Origin of the sequence: Pseudoalteromonas sp. GutCa3 (assembly GCF_002836155.1) — a bacterium.
GTDB classification, from domain to species: domain Bacteria; phylum Pseudomonadota; class Gammaproteobacteria; order Enterobacterales; family Alteromonadaceae; genus Pseudoalteromonas; species Pseudoalteromonas arctica.
This window is the reverse complement of record NZ_PJBK01000084.1, coordinates 1-21,676: the sequence shown is the minus strand read 5'-3', so window position 1 is coordinate 21,676 and position 21,676 is coordinate 1. Positions and strand designations below refer to the sequence as shown.

Genomic DNA, 21,676 nt, shown 5'->3' with positions numbered 1-21,676 from the left:
TACTTACTTTTCAGTCTAATTTTCATTAGTATGTTTAAGCGGAATCTTATAATTTTTATTGGAACATGGGAGCAAGAGAATGCTAATACTAACTCGTAGAGTAGGTGAAACCCTAATGATTGGTGACGAAGTAACAGTTACTGTTCTAGGTGTTAAAGGAAATCAAGTTCGAATCGGTGTTAATGCACCAAAAGACGTATCAGTGCATCGTGAAGAGATTTACATGCGCATACAAGCTGAAAAGTCGAACCCTAATCCGGGCAATGCTTAATCAACAAGTATACGTAGTTGAGTAATTAACTCAACTAGTCAAAAAGCCACTCACTGAGTGGCTTTTTTGTTTATAAAAACGAGTGTTTCTGGGGTTAGTATTTGTTTTGAAATGTACTGCATTCCGCTTTTATTTTTAATAATAATACCTTGCTGAGTATCTATTACTTCGCTTATGTCTTGCCAAGTTAGCTGAAAGCTTTTGTAGTGATTAGCCGATTTAATGCCTTCTTCATCAAAGGTAAGTGTTACCTCTGAGCCTGACGCTCTGCTGAGCATTTGTCTGGTTACCCACCAAGGTCTGCGATAGTAAAAAGCGACGCACTCTAGTACACCTAGCATGATCATAAACGATCCTAAGTAATGATCGTTTAAAACATAAATGCCAAATAAACCAAGCGCAACGAGGAGTACAAGTAAAAAGTACTTAGGTTTGGCGCGCTTACTGTAGGGGAGTGACTCATCAAAGCACTCGTAAAAGTAAGGTTTATCTAGTGTGTAGGTTGTTGTAAATGCCATATTGCCTTGCTTTAAATATCGTTTTTTTTATTTTAACAAGCTAACCGCTAAATGAGCAGCTTTATAGTCAGTGATTTTATTACAGACACAAAAAAACGGCCCTAAGGCCGTTTTTTAGCGATACAAGAAGAATTAACAGTTAGTTTCTTCAGCGTTTACGCCTTCTTTAACATTTTCACATGCATCTTCTACTTTGTTTTGCACGTCAGTTACTGCTTCGTCAATACGTTCGCCTGCGTCTTCTGCGTGATTGTCTTCACAACCCATGATGAAGAAACTTGCGAATAGACCGATTAGTGCTGCTTTTACAGTTGTTGAATTCATAATGTAATTCCTTGTAAGTATTAATTAAATTTTAGTGTTTGTTAGTTGAATGCTTTATCTACCTGGGTGATTTACCACGTAGTGCACCTGAAACTAATGAGATCACTAAAAGTACTAAAAATATAAAAAATATAATTTTTGCTATACCAGCTGCGGCACCTGCGATGCCACCAAAACCTAACACTGCAGCGATTAAAGCAATAACTAAAAATGTAATTGTCCAGCGTAACATTGTTTTCTCCTTGGTTATCAAATTTGCTCATAATAACTAATGCCAGTTATATGCCAAAGTTTATTTTTGTTTTATATCAGACAGTTATGGTTTTTAACTGTGTTTTTAGTTATTAGTTAGTTAGTAATTTTTACGCTTTGTTATGTAAGTTATTCACACTGTTACAAGTTACTGGTAAATATTCACTAAAAATAATGTTTTTGGTAAGACCAATTAACAATTGATGTGTGTTTTTGTACTTATTATAAAATTTGGCGGTTATTTTTATTAAGTTGAATAGTTAATTAACAACTTCCATATAACTATTAGCTATAGTCGTTATTTTCTGTATGTATTGTAGGGCGCATGATTGCTGGGTTATGGCATGTAAATTTGTTGAGTGTTATGTTGTTTATAGTTTAATTGGTTTTACCAATTTACAAGATGTAGACAAAGCGACTAGTTTTGTTATTATCCAGTGAATAAATATTTAATTAAATCGATTTTTTATTTTCGATATGGGTTTCAAGGGGGAGAAAAATGGATATAGGTGCTCTACTCACAACGGCTGGTAGCTTAATGCTAACTGGTATGGTTGGGGTGTTTGTATTTCTGTCGATATTAATTGGTGCAGTAACGCTTATGTCTAATTTGGTGACGCGCTATAGCGAACCAGAGGCATCACCAGCTAAATCACCGTCTTTTAAATCTCAAGGTGTGCCTAATGAGCACATCGCTGCTATTAGTGCTGCCATTGCTCAGTACAAATCAAATAATAAATAAGGGGCACACACATGGCTAAATTAAAATTAACAGAATTGGTATTACGCGATGCGCACCAATCATTGCTCGCAACACGTATGCGCCTAGACGATATGCTACCTATTGCTAGCAAGCTAGATGATGCAGGTTATTGGTCTATTGAATCGTGGGGCGGTGCTACATTTGATTCGTGCATTCGTTATTTAGGCGAAGATCCTTGGGAGCGTATTCGTGCGCTTAAAAAAGCGATGCCTAATACTAAACAGCAAATGCTATTACGCGGTCAAAACCTATTAGGCTACCGCCATTACGCTGATGATGTAGTTGAAAAGTTTGTAGAACGCGCACATAAAAATGGCGTTGACGTATTTCGTATTTTCGATGCAATGAACGATGTACGTAACCTAGAAACAGCGATTAAAGCGGCTATAAAAGTAGGCGCACATGCTCAAGGTACTATTTCGTACACAGTAAGTCCTGTTCATACGCTTGATATGTGGCTGACTCTTGCTAAGCAATTAGAAGATTTAGGCTGTCACTCAATTTGTATTAAAGACATGGCGGGTTTATTAAAGCCGTACGATGCTGAAAAACTAATTAAAGCACTTAAAGAAACCGTATCGGTTCCTATTGCTATGCAGTGCCACGCTACAACAGGTTTAAGTACTGCGACTTATCAAAAAGCGATTGATGCAGGCATTGATATGCTTGATACCGCTATTTCATCAATGAGTATGACTTACGGACACACAGCAACTGAAACTATTGTATCGATAGTTGAAGGAACTGAGCGCGATACCGACCTTGATTTAAACCACCTAGAAGAAATTGCTGCTTACTTTAGAGATGTACGTAAAAAATATGCGGCATTTGAAGGTAGCTTAAAAGGGGTTGATGGTCGTATTTTACTAGCTCAAGTACCAGGTGGCATGCTTACAAACATGGAAAACCAACTTAAAGAGCAAGGCGCGGCAGATAAGCTTAATGAAGTTTTGCTTGAGATCCCACGCGTACGTGAAGATCTTGGTTTTTTACCTTTAGTAACACCCACGTCGCAAATTGTAGGTACTCAAGCAGTACTTAACGTGCTAACCGGTGAGCGTTATAAAACAATCACTAAAGAAACTGCTGGCGTATTAAAAGGTGAATATGGCTTAACACCAGCACCAATGAATAAAGAGCTACAAGAGCGTGTGCTTGATGGAGCAGAGGTTATTACTTGTCGCCCTGCAGATAACATTGCACCAGAGCTTGCAACGCTTGAAGCTGAATTATTAAAAGAAGCGCAAGAGCAAGGTTTAACACTTGCTGATGAGCAAATTGATGACGTACTAACTTATGCATTATTTCCACAAGTTGGTTTGAAATTTATTAAAAATCGTAATAACCCTGATGCATTTGAGCCTATTCCTACCGTTGAAGATAAGAGCAATAAGGCAGCACCAAAATCGGGATCAAATAATAACAGCGTTAAAGCTGAGCAATACAGCGTAAAAGTAGATGGTAAAGTTTACGACGTAGTAGTGGCGCAAGGTGGTGAGCTAAAAGAGGTAACATTAAAAGACTCTGAGCACATTCCTCAATCTGCTTCAGTTGCATCAGGTGAAACCCTTAACGCACCTTTAGCCGGTAATATTTTTAAGATTAAGGTAAAAGCTGGGCAAGTTGTTAACGAAGGCGATGTAGTGATTATTATGGAAGCCATGAAAATGGAAACTGAAATACGCGCTACGCATACAGGAACAATTGCTGAAGTGTTAGTTGGTGAAGGCGATGCTGTAACTACCGGCGACGCTATGATTGCATTAGCTTAGGAGTAAATAGAGGATGGAAGGTATTTTAAACCTCTGGAATGCGACAGGCATTGCTAACTTTACAATCCCATCGTTGATAATGATTGCGGTAGGGTGTTTATTACTGTTTTTAGCGATAGCTAAAGGCTTTGAACCATTATTATTACTACCTATTGGTTTTGGTGCAATTTTAACAAATGTACCAGTGGCAGGTTTGTCAGACCCAGGTGGGCTTTTGTATTACGTTTATTACGTGGGTATTGATACGGGGATTTTTCCGTTATTGATATTTATGGGAGTAGGGGCGCTGACCGATTTTAGTGCGCTTATTGCTAATCCACGTATGTTGCTATTAGGTGCGGCTGCACAGTTTGGTATTTTTGCGACTCTGTTTGGTGCGATATTATTAAACTATGTGCCAGGCTTTGAGTTTACTTTACAGGATGCATCGGCTATTGCGATTATAGGTGGAGCAGATGGACCGACTGCAATATTTTTAGCGTCAAAACTGGCACCTGATTTACTTGGTGCAATAGCGGTAGCAGCATACTCATATATGGCATTAGTACCAATTATTCAACCGCCAATTATGCGTGCGTTAACAACCCCAGAAGAACGTAAAATTAAGATGCCAGAGCTTCGCAAAGTATCTAAAAAGGAAAAGATTATTTTCCCTCTTATGGTGCTTAGTTTAACGGCTATGTTTTTACCGGCTGCTATACCGCTTGTAGGTATGTTTTGTTTAGGTAACTTAATGCGAGAGTCGGGTGTTGTTGATAGATTAAGTAACAGTGCTCAAAACGAAATCATCAATGTTACAACTATATTTTTAGGTTTAGCTGTAGGTTCAAAGCTTGCTGCAGATAAGTTTTTAACTGTTGAGACGATTGGTATTTTAGTGCTTGGCGCACTGGCTTTTGCAATTGGTACGGCATCTGGCGTATTTATGGCAAAAGGACTTAACCGCATATCTAAAACACCTATAAACCCATTAATTGGGGCAGCAGGTGTATCGGCTGTGCCAATGGCGGCACGAGTAGTTAATAAAGTTGGCCTTGAAAGCAACCCACATAACTTTTTACTTATGCATGCTATGGGACCCAACGTAGCGGGTGTACTTGGTAGTGCAGTTGCTGCGGGTATTTTATTAGCACTTGTTGGCTAATAATTAACGTGGTAGTTAATAAATGATTTAGCGCAGTTTACTGCGCTTTTTTTTGTTCTTAATTTGTTCACCGCTAAATGGTTTCTTGTTCAGCGCTTTTTGTTTACAGTAACAGCTCTTCAAAATTTTAAGGATAGTTATCATGCTTCACACACCTTTAGCAAAGCACTTACCTCATGTTAGTAAACTTGTATTCGGATGCATGGGTCTGGGAGGCGGTTGGAATAAAGACGCAATCACTGATGCACATGTTAAGCAAACTCATGAATGCATAGATAACGCTATTGAAGGTGGCATTAACTTTTTTGACCATGCTGATATTTATACTTTTGGTAAAGCGGAGCAGGTTTTTGGTAAAGCATTAAGCGAGCGACCAGAGCTTAGAGAGCACATGTATATTCAATCTAAGTGTGGGATTCGTTTTGAAGATGACTTAGGGCCAAAGCGCTATGATTTTTCATCAAAGTGGATTGAGCAATCAGTTGAAGCATCATTAAAACGATTAAATACAGACTATTTAGACGTACTTATGCTACATCGTCCTGATCCACTCATGGAAGTTAACGAAATTGCTCGTATATTTAGTTGCTTAAAAGAAAGCGGTAAAGTGCGCAATTTTGCAGTATCGAATATGCAGCAACATCAAATGAATTTTTTACAGCATGCACTTGATATGCCGATTGTGGCTAATCAAATTGAGGCTAGTTTACAAAAACATCAGTTTGTCGATGAAGGTGTATATGCCGGTAACAGTGGCGGTAAGGATCTTAATTTTACACCCGGTAGTATTGAGTACTGTCGCCATTTTGAAATTCAAATTCAAAGCTGGGGCAGTTTATGCCAAGGATTATACAGCGGCAGTGATTTATCAAACGCATCGCAGGCTGATATAAACACGAGTCTTTTAGTTAATAAGCTGGCTGCGCTTTATGATACTTCTGCTGAGGCTATTGTCATTGCATGGTTACTGCGCCATCCCGCATCTATTCAGCCTATTATTGGAACAACTAATGCCAAGCGTATTAAAGCCTCTTGTGATGCTGTAAACGTACAACTAACTCGTGAGCATTGGTATGCACTTTATGTAAGCGCTAAAGGCCATGAGCTACCATAAGAAGGGCATTGATATGAATATATTCGTTATTTTAATTGGTTTGTTTGTCGCGCTAGCGATACTTATTCCATTGCTTGAAAAATATCAAAGTAAAATAGGGCTCAACGGTGCAACCAAATACAGTAAATATATTTGGCCATTAGTGATGGTGTCTTTAGTGATTCAGCTCATTTATGTATTAATGTATTAATGGTTTTTAGCGTATACAAAAAAGCCTTTGCAGGTTTAACCTGCAAAGGCTTTTTTAATGTTTATTAATAAACTTTATTTAAGTGCTAACTGTAGCTCGCGATTGCGCTCAAGTTGGGCAATAAAGTTATCTGCAATCGGTTTAAACTTAGCAAGTTCTGAGCGAGGTAGTGGCTCTGACTTAGGAAGTTTTACTGTTTTAGGATTACGGTGAACGCCATTTACTAAAAATTCATAGTGTAAATGCGCGCCAGTAACACGACCCGTAGAACCTACAGTACCAATTTGTTGGCCCTGTTTAACTTTTTGGCCCGTTTTAACTAGTTTCTTATTTAGGTGTAAGTACTTAGTTACATATTGTGTGCCATGGCTAATAAATACGTAGTTACCGTTGTACTTGCTGTAACCCGCTTTAACTACCTTACCGTTACCTGATGCAACCACCGGTGTGCCAGTGCGTGCCGCAAAGTCGATACCACGGTGCGCTCTAACTTGCCCAGTAACTGGGTGTAAGCGACGAGGATTAAAGCTCGAACTAATATACTTAAAGCTTACAGGTGCACGTAAAAATGCTTTTTTCATGCTACGCCCTTCAGGCGTATAAAAATTGCCGTCGGTATGGCGAATCGCTGCAAAGCGCTGACCTTGGTTTACAAATTCAGCGGCAATAATTTTACCGGTACCAATAAACTCGCCATCAACATAATGAGACTCATAAATTAAGCCAAACACATCGCCTTTACGAATGTCGTTTGCAAAATCAACATCCCAACCAAATATGTCAGCAAAGTTCATTATTTGACGTTCGCTTAAACCTGCCGCTATTGCTGAAGTCCAAAAGTTGTTAGATATTTCGCCGCCAGCGGTTTTGGTTAGCGTTTCAATTTCTTTACTATCAATAGCTGTATCGTAGTTACCTTCTTCATTTAAGGTAACAAATAAAGTATCGGTTTTTGAAATTACATAGCGCAGTTGAGCCAAAGAGCCATCTTCAGCTGTCGCAAAGCTAAGTATTTCACCGGGGTGAATTTTAGTTAGCTTGCGCGTTTCTGCGTTAGTGTTAATTAGTTTATGGAGCGTTTGAGCTGAAAAACCAGCACGTTTGAAGATAATTGCTAAATTGTCGCCATTTTTAACTTTATGATCGACAAAGTCGTATTCTGGTAATTTTTCTGCTGCTTGCTCTGAATTTAACTCAGTTAATTTTTCGTTGTCATCAACTTTAACTTGTAACTCATAGCGCTTGCCTATCTCTAATGCATCTGCATTATTGTCTTTAGAAGCAGTCGCTTTTTCAGAAGGAAGAAATGCCAAGCCGGCAATAGCAGAAACTAAACCTAAAATAAGCAATTTGTGTTTTTTTGGGAGAGTGTTAACCACGTGAACCATAACGTGCCTTTTTCTGCTGTCAAGATAATAAATACATAATATTGCAGGATATACTTAATAATGTACGAATACTAGTGCTTTGTAGATTTAAACTAACCTTAAACTACGCTAAAATCAGGGTTAGGAAGCCTTTTTTAACGTCCTATCTAACTAAGACTCAATTCATTTTGTTTAGTTGCATTAATAACTTAAAAAGTTATTTTAATTAGGTAGAAATTTGTTATGTTAGCTACATATATATATTCGGTTTAAACCTATATTAAACCGTGATTACAAGTAACTAGTCCGCCCCTTCGTAGGCAGAATTTTGGAGTAACACAAAGTGGATTTACAAACCGCTCTAGCAGAGATAAAACGCGGTGCAGAAGAAATATTAATTGAAGACGAACTAGTTGAAAAACTAAAGTCGGGCAAAAAGCTAAAAATAAAAGCTGGCTTTGATCCTACAGCCCCTGATTTACATTTAGGGCACACTGTACTAATTAATAAAATGAAAACCTTTCAGGATTTAGGTCATGAGGTTATTTTCTTAATTGGTGACTTTACTGGCATGATTGGTGACCCAACAGGTAAAAACGTAACGCGTAAACCACTTACTCGCGAAGACGTACTAGCCAATGCCGAAACATATAAAGAACAAGTATTCAAAATTCTAGATCCTGCTAAAACCACTGTTGCATTTAACTCTACTTGGATGGAAAAGTTAGGCGCTGCAGGTATGATAAAACTTGCTGCAAACCAAACTGTAGCACGTATGCTTGAACGTGATGACTTTAAAAAGCGTTACGGCAGCGGCCAACCAATTGCAATTCATGAGTTTTTATATCCACTGGTACAAGGTTGGGATTCGGTTGCACTAGAGTCAGATGTTGAACTGGGCGGTACTGATCAGCGCTTTAACTTGTTAATGGGCCGTGAGCTACAAAAAGTTGAAGGGCAAAAGCCGCAAACAGTATTAATGATGCCATTACTTGAAGGTACTGACGGCGTTCAAAAAATGTCTAAGTCGCTTGGTAACTACATTGGTATTACTGATGCGCCAAACGATATGTTTGGTAAAATAATGTCAATTAGTGATGTGCTAATGTGGCGTTATTACGATTTATTAAGCGCGCTTTCTATTGAAGAAATTGCAGCTCAAAAAGAACGTGTTGAGCAAGGTACTAACCCGCGCGATATTAAAATAGAACTAGCTAAAGAGTTAATTGCTCGTTTTCATAGTGAAGCTGATGCACAAGGTGCACATGATGATTTTATTCAGCGTTTTCAGAAAAAAGCGTTACCAGATGAAATCCCAGAGCTGACAATCACTATTGCAGAAGATACTATTTTAATTGCTAACTTGCTTAAAGAAGCCAATTTAGTAGTAAGTACATCAGAAGCAATGCGTATGATTAAGCAAGGTGCAGTTAAACTTAACGGTGAAGATAAAATCACTGACACCAAACTTGAAATAGCAAAAGGCACAACGGCTATTTACCAAGTAGGTAAACGTAAGTTTGCAAACATCACTGTAGCTTAAATACCGTTTGAAAACTAAAAAACCAGCCTAGGCTGGTTTTTTTGTGCTCGTATTTTGGGGTCTGTAAATAGTTACGAGGTAGTCACTAAATAGTCACTAAATCACTTTTAATATTTCAATACTTACAATTACTAACAACCAAAATACACGCGCCTGATTTAATCTATTAATTATTACAGGTACATCCTCGGGTGTAGGTAGTCTATCAGTACCTATACGCATTTTATTAAAGCGAGTACCTAAATAAACTGCAGGCCCGCCCAGCTGCACGCCAAGTGATGCAGAGCATGTGCTTAGTAGCCAACCTGTATTTGTTTGGTAAAAATGTCTGCCATAATGCTTTATGTAGTGCATGCTTTGTTTGCTCGCTCTACTTGCTGCAATAGTTAAAGCGAGTAAGCGCATTGGAATATACTCAATAATAAACAAGAGAGTTTTAAGCGGTTTTAAAAAGTAGCTATTTGGGGATATATCACTACGCCAGGCTTGTTGTATTAAAGTAAGCAATCGATAGGCGAGGGCAGCAATAGGGCCAAAGGCTAAAAATATAAATATAACTACGAAATAGTATCGAGCAGTGCGCAGTATTAAGCTTTCAATTAATGCTTTAATAATACCAGGAGATGAAAGCCTATTAACTTCACGGGCAAGCAGTGGTTTTAGTAATTCGCGTGCTGTCGATTTTTGATTTTGTTTAGTTAGCTTTGCAATGCGAAGTGCTTTTTTATCAATACTCTTACTTTCTAAGCATAAGTATAAAATAAGGCCAGCGAGTAATTCAGGATAAAAAGCAAACTCGAGTAGTAACACTACAATAATGAGAATGACACTTAAAATGAGCGTGCTTGCGAGTATAGCTGCCAAATATTGATAGCTTTTAGGTTCTTTGCTTTTGTATATGCGCTTGCCAATAGCACTAAAAACAGCATTTAACGCTGTATTAGGATGATACCAGCTAATAAGGGGAATAAAGCGCTCAGCAAGGAGCGCTAGTATGAAGGCAATAAAGTCCAAGTGGTTTTGAACAATATTGCTAATCATTTACAGAGACACTGCAGTTAGCTTTTCTAAAAGTGCGACAACCATTTTAGATGAGTTGATTGATGCTGTTTCTAGGTATTCTTCAAATGATTGTGGTGACTCTTTACCTGCAATATCAGACATTGAGCGAATTACAACAAATGGTGTGTTAAGCGTAAAACACGTTTGTGCAATTGAAGCGCCTTCCATTTCAACGGCAAGCATTGTAGGAAAATCACTGCGTGCTTTATCAATACGCACAGGGTCACACATGAATGTGTCACCAGTACAAATTAAGCCAACAAGTGTTTTAACATCACTGATTTGTTCGATTGTTTGTTGTGCTGCTTCAACTAATTTAGGGTGAGCTGCAAAGCCTGCTGGCATTTGTGGTACTTGGCCAATTTCGTAGCCAAAAGCAGTAACATCTACATCGTGATGACGTACTTCTGACGAAATTACTACGTCGCCAACACTTAGAGAAGGATCGAATCCACCGGCAGAGCCTGTGTTAATTACGCAATCAGGTTTGAAGTTGTCAATTAGTAAGGTAGTTGCAATTGTTGATGCTACTTTACCAATACCAGATTGTACAAGTGTTACTGTGTTACCAGCCAATTCACCAGTATAAAAAGTGAAACCTGCTTTAGTTAAAATTTGTGGGTTTTGCATCGCTTCACGTAAAATTTTAACTTCTGGCTCCATTGCGCCAATAATACCAACATTCATAATGTTTAATTCCTGAGTTTGAATCACTTGATTATACGTGAAGTTAGCAATAAAAAACAAAAAAGCGAGCTTGTTTATGAGCTCGCTTTAAATACTTTTTAGGAGAGTATTTAATTTGGTTTTTAAATTTCAGCTAAAGCAGTTGTTTGTGCTTTGGCTTGAGAAGGTGAAAGTACCGCTGGCTTATGTGAGCGATTACGAACAGGGCGCTGCGTTTGTGTTGCTGCAGGCTTACCAAGTTTAAACATAATTGCATCGCGTACTTCTGATGGACGGTAGCCCGATTTAACTTTCATACGAATATGTGGAATGCCCGCAGACTCTAGTGCACCGTTTACAAACCAGTCACGTTGAGCTTTGTGGCCATCTTTATTGGCATTGTTAACTAGGTCAACGGCCGCAACAATAGTTAGTTTTTCTTTATCGATTAATACAAAGTCGAGTTGCTTATTTTTAGCTTTAGCTAAAGCAGCACGTTTAGATTTAATAGAAAGACCTTGCTTACAGTCAATAACGTCAATTAACTTAACGCGACTAACAATTTTATATTGATCGCCTACAGCACGCTCGAGAAGATTTAGAAAAGCGCCTTCAACCTGCGTAAAAACAGTTTGCTTGCGGGTAAAAGGATACGGGTTTCCGCCATCGTCATTAAATTTTGACGCAACAACAGAAGCCCCGACAACTAATACTAGAATTAATAATAAAGCGAATTCCATACGGTAACTCCATAACAACAAATTGACACTGCTCAAATAAAGCAATTTACGTGCCTAAAAAGTATGAGTTATAAAATAATTACCAACTGTTTATAAAAGCTAAAACGATGTAGCTATTAAGCTTTGTATCCACCTTCAATACCTTTAACCGCAATAGCTACAGCATCGTGTGCATGGAGTGATTCATAATGGTTTATTTGCAGCCAGTAATCGCTGTAATTATCTGTTTCTAATAAAGCTTTAATTTTACGCGCTGCATCTTCACAAAACATAAGATTTTGACCATTTAAACGGGCAAATTCTTGCTCGTCTTCGCGTTTTACTGCCGCTTGTACAGGCGTTTTAAGTTCAGCTTCGAGGGTATTTATTAGAGTCACTACGTCAAATTCTTGAATATTGCTATCAAGCTTTACTTTTACGTTGGCAATAGAGCGCTGCGAGTGAGGTGTCGCTACAATGCCTTGTGTAGTGCCTAGCCATTCGTGCACATCTTTTTGGCTTAAGGTTTCTTGGTTAAACTTTTCGTTAAACGCGTTTTGTATAAGCTGGCGTGCAAGTGCTGCAGAGCAAGGGCACGTTGAAGAATAGGTAACATCTACAGTTAGCTCGTAGCTAATAATGTTATTATCAATTGCACTGGTAAGTACAACTGGGTAGCTTTTCCAGCCCGCTTTACCACTTAATAGTGATTTACGGCGTAGCGGTAATTCAAATTTAAATTCAATTTGTGCTTTATCGCTCAGCCCTTCGTGGCTAGTTATAAAGGTATCGAGTGCTTGCGCTATTGTTTGCGGATTGACTTGCTGCTCAGTTGAAAGCAGGTCAAGTGCTAAAAATAGACGTGACATATGAATGCCTTTGGCATCTTCTTTATGCAAATTTACAAATGCACGAGCTTTGGCATTTACTGTAACTGGAGATAAGTCTCGTGACTCAAAAATAAATGGCAGTTCGATTTCGCCCATGCCAACCCAGTCTAATTTACCTGTTTGTAAAGCGGGTGCAGTGTCTGCTATATCTGGCATATTGGTTTGCATGTGCGCTACTCGTATTTTGGAGATAATAAAGCGGGGCATTTTACACTAAATAATTTATTGCTGAAATGATGAGTTTAAGAGATGAGCAAAATCAAACATGAAAAATTCTGTTTTTATCGCACAACATGGGTAGTGGTAGGAGAAAAATGCTAAAATCTGGGAAAATGGTATGTTTATACATGCGCATTGCCTTCTTTATATTTAAGCACACAGCTAAGAGATAAAATTACGTATGACCGATTATTCTTTGAGCCCTTGGGCTCGGGTACTTTCCAGCTCAATAACGCGATTTGGTGAATTTAAAACCGCAGCTATTTGTTACACTTTATTTTTAACTGTATCTCTTATTTTATCGAGCATGTTTTATTATGTTGCGATAGGCGAATTACACCTTGTTGATATTTTGGCTGTGGTATTTTTTACGGCTGTAGTTTCTCCTTTAATTATAAGTGTATTACTTAATTCAATTCGTCAATTAGATGCCTCGTATGCTTATTTAGATAGCGCAACCAAGCAGGAAAAGCTCTTAAACCAAACCTTAAAAGACAACATTAGTCGTTTAAATATTGAAATTGATGAGCGTAAAATGGCGTTTCATGCCAAGCATCGCGCTATCGAAGAGCTGCGCCGAGAAATTGCTGAGCGAAAAAAAACACAACAAGAACTTGCCCAACAAAGTATGTTGCAACGCTCAATCGTTGATTCATCTCCCGATTTATTTTATTACCGCGATAACAACGGTGTATTTGCCGGCTGTAATAAAATGTTTGAAGAGGTAATGGGAAAATCAAGTAGTGAGCTAATAGGAAAAACGGTTGAGCAGATATTCCCGAGTCATTTTTTAGCTGAAGTTTTGGCAACCGATAAAGAAGTAGAGCAAAGCCATAAAGCACTAACTATAGATGTAGGCTATGAAGTAAATGGTGAAACACGTTGGTTTGAGCTGCGTAAATTACCTTTTATAAATGATGACGGTGACTACATTGGTTTACTGGGTTTTGGTCGTGATATCACTAGCCGTAAAGAAGCTGCACAAGCACTCGAAACTGCCTATAAAGACAAAGGTAAGTTTATTGCTACGCTGAGCCATGAACTACGTACTCCTTTAAATGGCATTGTTGGTTTAACGCGTATGTTATTAGATACAGAGCTTAATAAGCAGCAGCGTAGTTGGGGCAATACTATTTTTTCGAGTGCTGAAACACTCGGTAATATTTTTAACGATATTATAGATTTAGATAAAATAGATAGAGATCAGCTCGATATAGCAACCAATTCTATTAATGTGTCAGACTTTATAAACGATGTAGTTAATTTTGCAGGCTTAATAGCTGAGCAAAAAGAGCTTGAGTTTGACATTAAGCGCAATGGCATACTTGATGTTTACGCGCAGCTCGATCCGACTCGATTACGCCAAGTTGTTTGGAACTTAATTAACAACGCCGTTAAGTTTACTCAGCAAGGCAAAGTAACACTCGAATGCAGCAGAGAAAATCGCGTAGAAGGCCCATGGTTAGTTATTAAGGTACTAGATACAGGTCAAGGTATTCCACCAGAGCAGCTTGCCCATATATTTGATATGTATTACAAAGCGCCGGATTTAAAAGGCACTAACGCAATAGGCTCAGGTATTGGTTTAGCTGTAACTAAGGCACTTGTAAGTGCAATGAAAGGGATAATTACGGTAAATAGTACTGAAGGCGAAGGAAGTTGTTTTACAGTGCAAATACCGCTTAGTTTATGTGTTGCACCAACAGAGCAAAGTTATGTTGGCCGTGGTTTGTATATTCTACTAGTAGAAGATGTGCCTCTTAACGCCGAAATTGCTACAAACCTATTAGAGCAACGCGGCCATGAAGTGTTATGGGCTGAAACCGGTGAAGATGCACTCTCGTTTGTCGAAACCGAAGATGACTTAGACTTAGTACTACTCGATATGCAATTGCCAGATATAAATGGTGACGTGGTTGCTAAACAAATACGCTCAGATAGCCACTTCGATAAATTACCTATTGTTGCTTTAACTGCCAATGTACGCAGTGCTGAAAAAGAGCTTGAAGGTATATCAATACAAGGTGCGTTGGCTAAACCAATTAACACAGTTAAGCTTGATAAAATGCTGGCTGACTTATTTGGCATTAAGCAAAGTGAATGCACAGAGCCACAGCTAAAAGTAAGTGAAGAAGCGCTTGAGGGCATTGATGCACACTTATTAGATATTGAAACAATAGAAGACTTTGTAAATTCGATGGGCTTGGTTGTATTTAGACGCAGTAGTCAGTTATTCGAAAAGCTAAGTCCACAATATCAGCAAGAATTACTTACTTCATTAAATGCCGGCGATAGAGAAGAGTATGAATCAGTAGCGCATAAACTTAAAGGTGCGGCTGGATCGGTAGGTTTAAATGATGTGCAGCTTCATGCCAAAATAATGGAGCATGGTGCGATTGATGAATCTGATGAAGTGTTAAAGCAGTGGTTAGATGTTTTAGCAGATAAAATAAATGAAGGACAAAAAGCCCTTCATTTATTTTTACAGCAATTAGAGTAAAACTAATTAGCTCTAATTAAGCGTCAATTTTACCAATGAAACGGTAACCTTCACCATGGATGGTGCTGATTAACTCTGACGTTGAGTTATCACTTTCAAAATGCTTACGAATGCGACGAATAGTAACATCAACAGTACGGTCATTTGCGCGAAGCTCACGGCCTGTCATGTGCTTAATTAATTGCTCACGACTAAAAATACGACCTGGAGAATCAAGCATTAAACGAAGTGCTCTGTACTCACCTTTTGGTAAACGTTTAGCGTCGCCATTTGGAGAAGTAAGACAGCGGCTATTTTCATCAAGTTCCCAACCGTTAAACGTAATAACACCATTTGTTTCTAGTGCTGACTCTTCACCGCCTAAAGCAGTACGAGTAATAAGGTTGCGAGCTCTAATAGTTAATTCACGCGGGTTGAATGGCTTAGTAACGTAGTCATCTGCGCCAATTTCAAGACCTAAAATACGGTCAACATCGTTGTCACGACCCGTTAGGAATATAAGACCTACTTTACGCTTTTGGCGTAATTCACGGGCTAAAATAAGACCGTTTTTACCAGGAAGGTTGATATCCATAACTACAAGATTAACGTCATCGTTATTTGTAAGCTTGTCATGCATATCATCGCCATCAATGGCTTCAATAACTTTGTACCCTTCAGCTTCAAATAAACTAACTAGGTTCAGTCGAGTTACGTCTTCATCTTCTACGATTAGAATGACTGGCGTTTGCATTATTAATTAACCTTTTGGAATATTTTATTTATAAAAAAAACCGGTGACGAATTTATAACCGATTACTAGAGATTATAGGATTATACCCATTTGTTAACAAGGAAAAAACAAATTGGATAAAAATAAAACAGTAGGGTGTCCAAAGTCTACTAAAAAGGGCAGTGCAAAAACTACTGTTTAATTGATATATACGTGGATGTAGCTATTTGAATCATAAAGTCGAAGCCATTTTCCTTTAATAATTGATACATCATTCAATCAAACAAGGTATTTAAAATAATCAGACTAATTCAAAGCAAAACTATATCACTTTCTAACCTTTCATCAATGTATGTGATACAGCAAAGATAAAAAAGTTCATAAATCGCTTGGTAATATTTATTTAATGCAATTAAATAATGTTACGCGCTTATCACATGCCTCATTAATGAGGTCATTAAATGCTAATTCAAGGATAAATTTTAAATATATGCACTTTTTAGTGATCTTTATTTAAGGAATAGTAATTATAAAGCGAGCACCGTGTTTTTCTTCAAGATCAAACATAACTCTTCCGCCAAGTGCTTGTGTTACTAGGTTGTAGACCAAGTGCATGCCTAAGCCGCTTGCGCCTTGTCCGCGCTTTGAAGTTACAAACGGGTCAAAAATTCTATTTTTAATGTTTTTATCAACGCCTTGACCATTGTCAGAATAAACTATTGTTAATTTTTTCCCTACCAGTTCTACGTCAAAGCGAATTTCATTATTTTCTTTACCTATAAATCCATGAATCACAGAGTTCATGAGCAACTGCTGAAACACTTGTTGCAGAGGTTCAGACTTACTATGAATAGCCAAGTCGGTCGGACAGTTAATAATAACGACAGGCTTTTTAGGCAGTAGTTCAGATTGAATCGATGTTAAAACATCACTTATTAATTTATGTACATTAATATGGGTATTAACACCGTCATCTTGAATAACGGCCACTTTTTTAAAGTTAGATATCAGGTCTGCGGCACGATTTAGATTACGATAAATTAAGTCTAAGTTTTCAATACCTTCATCTATAAAGCGTTTTAGATGGCTTGAGGTAAGTTTTTTATCGTCAAAGCTTTGCTGTATATCTGCCAGTTTATCTCGAAGTAATGTAGAGCCTGTAATACCTAGCCCTATTGGTGTATTCACTTCATGGGCAACCCCAGCAACCATTTGCCCAAGCGATGCCATTTTTTCGTTTTCAACAATTTGCGTTTGGTACTGATGCATTCTCTCAAGGGTTGATAAAAGCTCTTGATTTGCTTCTCTGAGAGCGATTGTTCGCTGGTTTACTTTTTCTTCAAGGCTCTGGTTTAGTTGTTTTATTTCTTGTTTATCTTTTTCGTGGCGCTCAAGTTGCTTTTTGGTGCGTGTAAGCATGATATTTAAACTATTTGAAAGAGCGGTTATTTCTTTTACATCGGTTATTGGCGCGCGTGCATCATAGTTATGATTTTTAGATACATCCTGCAATAGCATACTTAACTGCTCTATTGGCTTGGCTATACGTCGTTGAACTTTTATAGCAATAAAGTAAACAACGATTAAAATTAATAGAGTTAATAGCACATCTATTAATATTTTTCTCTCAATATAAGTCTCTAAACTTTCGAGGCTCCCTCGCATATATACATAACCTACCAACTTTTCGTTATCGTAAATAGGGCGGGTTAGTTCAATATGATCGCTCGTAATTCGTGGCGCTTTTAGCTCATCAACACTGTCTATTCTTAGTGGTACTGGAGGTGTTTTTTTTGCATTAAAGCTAATAAAAAAAACAGGTTTTTGAGATGCTTTTTCTATTGAATAAATATGTATGTTTTTTACAAGGGGGATATTTTCAAATGACTTGAGGCGTTTTTCTTCTGTTTTTCTATCATCTTCAACTACTGATTTACCAGCATCAAAAGCTACAATTTCAGAAAGTATGACGAGTTTATTAATGATTAATTGCTTTTGCTCTTTTACGCTTAAATAAGTAGATATCGAAATAGATAGCGACAAGCAAATAGCTGTAATAAGCATAATTAAATTTATGAGTGCTTTGCGAATGCTACTTTGATGAACTTTTTTAGGCATTATTTCGTTATCGCCTGAATTAATTTTGATTATTTAGAGTTTTAGTTTAGCAAAGACGGGAGAAAATGAAGGAAAAAAGCTAAATTAATTCTTATATTTATGCGAAGGTTAGCTTGAGCGCGTTTGCACTCAAGCATTTTTAAAAATAATACTAGCTGCTATATACGGCAAACTTGTTATTTTTAAATACCGTTTGGTAGCTTTCAAATTGCGTTTCTAAAATAGGCGGGTATTTTAAAAAGCTATTAGCAACAATATTCAGCTTTCCTATTTTAGTTAAATGCTGTTTTGCATTTGCTAAAAATGTCTCTGCTACTGTGTAGTCGGTTGCAATACCTGTATGAAAAGGTGGATTGCTAATAATTAAATCAAACTTACCGGTAATGCTTTTAAGGCCGTCACTTAATATCGCTTCGCCTTTGATGCTGTTAAGCTTTAGAGTTTGCTGTGTTGCGTAAGTTGCCAGTGCACTTACATCACTACACACAAACTCGAGTGCTGGATTATGCAGCCCTAAAAAGGTTGCTATTAAACCTGCGCCACAACCAAAGTCGAGAACCCTACCTTGCTTAATTGTCGGTGCGTTTTCGAGTAGAACTTTCGTTCCCATATCTAAACTACCGTGATTAAACACCCCTGGGACACTAATAGCTGTAAACTCGGTGTCGGCAACATTAACAACAAACTTTTTATGGTAGGTCGTAATATCAAAATCAGGGTGCTGGGTAATCTCAGCAAATGAGTAAAGAACGCAGTGCTTAGCTGAATCAATTTTGTTACTAAACTCAGCTTTACCAGCTAATTGCTTTTCAATTGATTTAACACCACTTTTGTTTTCACCTACCACCAATAGTTCGGCATCATCAGTAATAGCAGATCGAATATTATCAAGCGCCATTAATAACTCAGGTTTTGATTTAGGATAGTAAAGAATAACTAAATCGTAGCCGTTACCAGGTATTGTGTGATTTACACAAATCTCAACGTCTTGGGTGTTTTTAGCAAACTCACCGTTAGCATGGTTGTAGCTAAATGCAGTTACCTTGCTTTGCGGGTTAAGTTTTTTAAGCTCTGTTAAAAAGCCATCTTGAACAAAGTTGACCACCAAGATAGATTTGCCCGTTAGTGCCTCGCTATTACGAAGTAACAGTAAACTTGGGTTGGTTAGTACGCTCATAAATGGCTTTGCCTTACAGTATGTTTAGTTTTATCAAAAATAAAAGTGAGTGCTTAAAGTTACAAATTACTCAGTACGTTCAAACATTAAATCCCACACGCCATGACCTAGGCGATGTCCGCGTTGCTCAAACTTAGTAAGCGGGCGCAAATCTGGACGTGGAACATAATCGTTTGTTTCTGATTGGTTTTTAAAACCAGGCGCTACATTCATTACTTCGAGCATATGCTCTGCATAGTTTTCCCAATCTGTTGCCATATGAAAAACGCCACCCATTTTCAGTTGGGCTCTTAGTTTTTCAACAAACTCAGTTTGTACGATACGGCGTTTATGATGACGCTTTTTATGCCAAGGATCAGGGAAAAACAACTGTAGTGTTGTTAAGCTTTCATTAGGTATACAGTCTGCAAGTACTTCAACTGCATCGTGTTCAAAAATACGTAAGTTAGTAATGCCTGCTTCATCGGCATCCATTAAACAAGCACCAACGCCTGGGCGGTGTACTTCAATACCAATAAAGTTTAGGTGAGGGGCATTTGTTGCCATTTCGACAAGCGATTTACCCATACCAAAACCAATTTCTACTACTACATCGTTGTTGTTGCCAAAAACTTCGCTTAAATCAAGCATACCGTTTTTATGCTCTAGGCCCATTGTTGGCCAGCATTTTTCGATTGCAGCGGCTTGGCCTTTGGTTAATCGACCTTCGCGTTTTACAAAACTGCGAATGGTGCGGATGTATTTACCTTCTTGCTTAGCTTGCTCAAGGTTAGTGTTGCTTGATTCACTCATATTATTGGCCTGACAAAAACAATGTGTTTAAAAATGGTTGCATATTATCCCTGACCGAGCCCGCAATCACAAGTATTAGCTGGTTTTACACGCCCTATAGCTTGATCTTTTTATTAACTACAATAGACTGAGCCGCCATTGAGCATCAGTAAAAGTACAATATGTTGGATTTAAATAAAGAACAGTCTAATTCGTTTTCTAATCAAGTCGTTGATTGGTATCACCTTCATGGGCGTAAAACACTTCCATGGCAGTTGGGTAAAACACCTTATAAAGTGTGGGTGTCTGAGGTGATGCTCCAGCAAACTCAAGTTATTACTGTTATCCCATATTTTGAAAAATTTATGCAAAGCTTTCCAGATATTATTGCTTTAGCCGATGCTGATGAAGATTTAGTACTGCATCACTGGACCGGCTTAGGGTATTACGCTCGTGCGCGTAACTTACATAAAACAGCTAAAATAGTACGTGACAAGTACCAAGGCGAATTTCCGCAAACGCTTGATGAAGTAATGGATTTACCGGGAATAGGGCGCTCTACTGCCGGGGCTGTTTTATCATTGTCGCTTGGACAGCATCATCCAATTTTAGATGGGAATGTTAAGCGAGTCTTAGCGCGCTACTTTATGATAGAAGGTTGGTACGGTGTTAAAAAAGTCGAAAACCAGCTTTGGCATTTATCAGAGCAATTAACACCTAAAAATAATGTCACCGAATTTAATCAAGCTATGATGGATTTAGGTGCGAGTGTTTGCTCACGCAGCCGGTTTGATTGCGAGGCTTGCCCATTAAATTCAGGTTGTGGTGCTTTTAATGCAGGTAAAGTAAAAGAGTTTCCACATTCTAAACCTAAAAAAGCAGTGCCGAAGAAGAGTTGTCATCAGTTAATTGTTCAGTGCGGCGATAAAGTGCTTATGGAAAAACGCCCTAACAGCGGTATTTGGGGAGGACTATTTGGCTTTTTTGAATTTAATGAGTACGAGGAGCTTCAAATGTTTTTAGCTCAGCAAGGATTAGAAGCCGACTTAGTAGAGCTTGAAGCGTTTATTCATGTGTTTTCACATTTTGAGCTGAAGATTAATCCGCATGTGCTCAATGTTAAGAAAATTCCTGATGTAGTAAATGACAAACAATTAGTGTGGTATCCGCTTGATCAATCAATAGAGGTTGGCCTAGCAGCGCCAACTAAAAAGTTGGTTAAACAAATTACAGCAATAGTATAGAATAGCCCCATATTTAGCGTTAGAGAGAATCAATCATGGCACGTACAGTATTTTGTCAAAAGTTACAAAAAGAAGCCGAAGGGCTTGGCTTTCAGTTATACCCTGGTGAAGTTGGTGAAAAGATTTTTAATAACATCTCTAAAGAAGCGTGGGGTCAGTGGCAGCATAAGCAAACAATGCTTATTAACGAAAAGCATTTAAATATGATGGACCCAGAGCACCGCACATTTTTAGAAGAGCAAATGGTTGGCTTTTTGTTTGAAAACAAAGATGTGGAAATTGAAGGTTATCGACCGCCTGAAAAATAATATTTTGAACATAAAAAAAGGGCTAAATAGCC

Annotated in this window: 22 protein-coding genes; 10 read left to right on the top strand and 12 right to left on the bottom strand. The window is 38.1% G+C overall.

Annotated elements, in window-relative coordinates; translation table 11 throughout:
* The first annotated feature begins 79 nt into the window (after window positions 1–79).
* On the top strand, window positions 80–271 hold the full coding sequence (gene csrA / locus CXF64_RS15585; RefSeq protein ID WP_004587515.1) for a carbon storage regulator CsrA: 192 nt from the start codon (window positions 80–82) through the stop codon (window positions 269–271).
* Window positions 272–321: 50 nt separating this feature from the next.
* On the opposite strand, the gene CXF64_RS15580 is transcribed toward csrA, so the two are convergent.
* The 3 genes from CXF64_RS15580 to CXF64_RS15570 all read right to left on the bottom strand — a co-directional run bounded on the left by CXF64_RS15580 (window position 322) and on the right by CXF64_RS15570 (window position 1,345).
* Window positions 322–789: a YcxB family protein gene (locus CXF64_RS15580; protein WP_010555487.1), complete on the bottom strand. Its 468-nt coding sequence runs from the start codon at window positions 787–789 to the stop codon at window positions 322–324.
* Between the two features lie 132 nt (window positions 790–921).
* Window positions 922–1,113, bottom strand: coding sequence for a hypothetical protein (locus tag CXF64_RS15575; RefSeq protein ID WP_007378921.1), 192 nt, complete (start codon window positions 1,111–1,113; stop codon window positions 922–924).
* 58 nt (window positions 1,114–1,171) lie between these two features.
* The gene (locus CXF64_RS15570; protein WP_002961939.1) at window positions 1,172–1,345 is read right to left on the bottom strand and encodes a DUF1328 domain-containing protein; all 174 of its coding nucleotides are present in this window, start codon (window positions 1,343–1,345) and stop codon (window positions 1,172–1,174) included.
* 519 nt (window positions 1,346–1,864) lie between these two features.
* Between CXF64_RS15570 and CXF64_RS15565 the strand changes: the two genes are divergently transcribed.
* The 5 genes from CXF64_RS15565 to CXF64_RS20840 all read left to right on the top strand — a co-directional run bounded on the left by CXF64_RS15565 (window position 1,865) and on the right by CXF64_RS20840 (window position 6,348).
* Window positions 1,865–2,107 carry an OadG family protein gene (locus CXF64_RS15565; protein WP_007583814.1) on the top strand — a complete coding sequence of 81 codons (243 nt, stop codon included), beginning with the start codon at window positions 1,865–1,867 and terminating at the stop codon, window positions 2,105–2,107.
* Window positions 2,108–2,118: 11 nt separating this feature from the next.
* Window positions 2,119–3,900 (top strand): sodium-extruding oxaloacetate decarboxylase subunit alpha, encoded by a 1,782-nt coding sequence (oadA, locus tag CXF64_RS15560; RefSeq protein WP_024594514.1) that lies wholly within the window; start codon window positions 2,119–2,121, stop codon window positions 3,898–3,900.
* A gap of 13 nt (window positions 3,901–3,913) precedes the next feature.
* A complete protein-coding gene (locus tag CXF64_RS15555; protein WP_002961942.1) occupies window positions 3,914–5,044 on the top strand; it encodes a sodium ion-translocating decarboxylase subunit beta in 1,131 nt (376 codons plus the stop codon).
* A gap of 142 nt (window positions 5,045–5,186) precedes the next feature.
* A complete protein-coding gene (locus CXF64_RS15550; RefSeq protein ID WP_101217460.1) occupies window positions 5,187–6,158 on the top strand; it encodes an aldo/keto reductase in 972 nt (323 codons plus the stop codon).
* Between the two features lie 13 nt (window positions 6,159–6,171).
* On the top strand, window positions 6,172–6,348 hold the full coding sequence (locus CXF64_RS20840; protein WP_007583822.1) for a hypothetical protein: 177 nt from the start codon (window positions 6,172–6,174) through the stop codon (window positions 6,346–6,348).
* A 74-nt stretch (window positions 6,349–6,422) separates the two neighbouring features.
* On the opposite strand, the gene CXF64_RS15540 is transcribed toward CXF64_RS20840, so the two are convergent.
* The gene (locus tag CXF64_RS15540) at window positions 6,423–7,736 is read right to left on the bottom strand and encodes a peptidoglycan DD-metalloendopeptidase family protein (protein WP_007585425.1); all 1,314 of its coding nucleotides are present in this window, start codon (window positions 7,734–7,736) and stop codon (window positions 6,423–6,425) included.
* 322 nt (window positions 7,737–8,058) lie between these two features.
* Between CXF64_RS15540 and tyrS the strand changes: the two genes are divergently transcribed.
* Window positions 8,059–9,258 (top strand): tyrosine--tRNA ligase, encoded by a 1,200-nt coding sequence (gene tyrS, locus CXF64_RS15535; RefSeq protein ID WP_007585427.1) that lies wholly within the window; start codon window positions 8,059–8,061, stop codon window positions 9,256–9,258.
* A gap of 96 nt (window positions 9,259–9,354) precedes the next feature.
* Here tyrS and CXF64_RS15530 read toward each other — a convergent pair whose 3' ends face one another.
* The 4 genes from CXF64_RS15530 to folE2 form a co-directional block, all read right to left on the bottom strand.
* Window positions 9,355–10,299 carry a cobalamin biosynthesis protein CobD/CbiB gene (locus tag CXF64_RS15530; protein ID WP_101217459.1) on the bottom strand — a complete coding sequence of 315 codons (945 nt, stop codon included), beginning with the start codon at window positions 10,297–10,299 and terminating at the stop codon, window positions 9,355–9,357.
* Window positions 10,300–11,007, bottom strand: a complete 708-nt coding sequence (gene mtnN, locus CXF64_RS15525; RefSeq protein ID WP_024607949.1) for a 5'-methylthioadenosine/S-adenosylhomocysteine nucleosidase — start codon at window positions 11,005–11,007, stop codon at window positions 10,300–10,302.
* A gap of 122 nt (window positions 11,008–11,129) precedes the next feature.
* Window positions 11,130–11,726: a DUF2726 domain-containing protein gene (locus CXF64_RS15520; protein WP_007582968.1), complete on the bottom strand. Its 597-nt coding sequence runs from the start codon at window positions 11,724–11,726 to the stop codon at window positions 11,130–11,132.
* 116 nt (window positions 11,727–11,842) lie between these two features.
* Window positions 11,843–12,763, bottom strand: a complete 921-nt coding sequence (gene folE2, locus CXF64_RS15515) for a GTP cyclohydrolase FolE2 (protein ID WP_101217458.1) — start codon at window positions 12,761–12,763, stop codon at window positions 11,843–11,845.
* Between the two features lie 232 nt (window positions 12,764–12,995).
* On the opposite strand from folE2, the gene arcB reads away from it, so the two are divergent.
* A complete protein-coding gene (gene arcB / locus CXF64_RS15510; RefSeq protein ID WP_101217457.1) occupies window positions 12,996–15,314 on the top strand; it encodes an aerobic respiration two-component sensor histidine kinase ArcB in 2,319 nt (772 codons plus the stop codon).
* Between the two features lie 16 nt (window positions 15,315–15,330).
* Here the strand turns inward: arcB and arcA are convergent, their stop codons facing one another.
* The 4 genes from arcA to trmB all read right to left on the bottom strand — a co-directional run bounded on the left by arcA (window position 15,331) and on the right by trmB (window position 20,113).
* A complete protein-coding gene (gene arcA / locus CXF64_RS15505) occupies window positions 15,331–16,047 on the bottom strand; it encodes a two-component system response regulator ArcA (RefSeq protein ID WP_002962549.1) in 717 nt (238 codons plus the stop codon).
* Between the two features lie 492 nt (window positions 16,048–16,539).
* On the bottom strand, window positions 16,540–18,144 hold the full coding sequence (locus CXF64_RS15500) for a sensor histidine kinase (protein WP_101217456.1): 1,605 nt from the start codon (window positions 18,142–18,144) through the stop codon (window positions 16,540–16,542).
* 151 nt (window positions 18,145–18,295) lie between these two features.
* Entirely contained in the window at window positions 18,296–19,321 is a 1,026-nt protein-coding gene (locus tag CXF64_RS15495; protein ID WP_101217455.1) for a methyltransferase, read from the bottom strand.
* A gap of 66 nt (window positions 19,322–19,387) precedes the next feature.
* Window positions 19,388–20,113 carry a tRNA (guanosine(46)-N7)-methyltransferase TrmB gene (gene trmB / locus CXF64_RS15490; protein ID WP_007582957.1) on the bottom strand — a complete coding sequence of 242 codons (726 nt, stop codon included), beginning with the start codon at window positions 20,111–20,113 and terminating at the stop codon, window positions 19,388–19,390.
* Window positions 20,114–20,274: 161 nt separating this feature from the next.
* On the opposite strand from trmB, the gene mutY reads away from it, so the two are divergent.
* Both mutY and CXF64_RS15480 read left to right on the top strand, forming a co-directional pair.
* Entirely contained in the window at window positions 20,275–21,336 is a 1,062-nt protein-coding gene (gene mutY, locus CXF64_RS15485) for an A/G-specific adenine glycosylase (RefSeq protein ID WP_101217454.1), read from the top strand.
* 35 nt (window positions 21,337–21,371) lie between these two features.
* Window positions 21,372–21,644, top strand: coding sequence for an oxidative damage protection protein (locus CXF64_RS15480; RefSeq protein WP_007582954.1), 273 nt, complete (start codon window positions 21,372–21,374; stop codon window positions 21,642–21,644).
* Window positions 21,645–21,676: the final 32 nt, after the last annotated feature.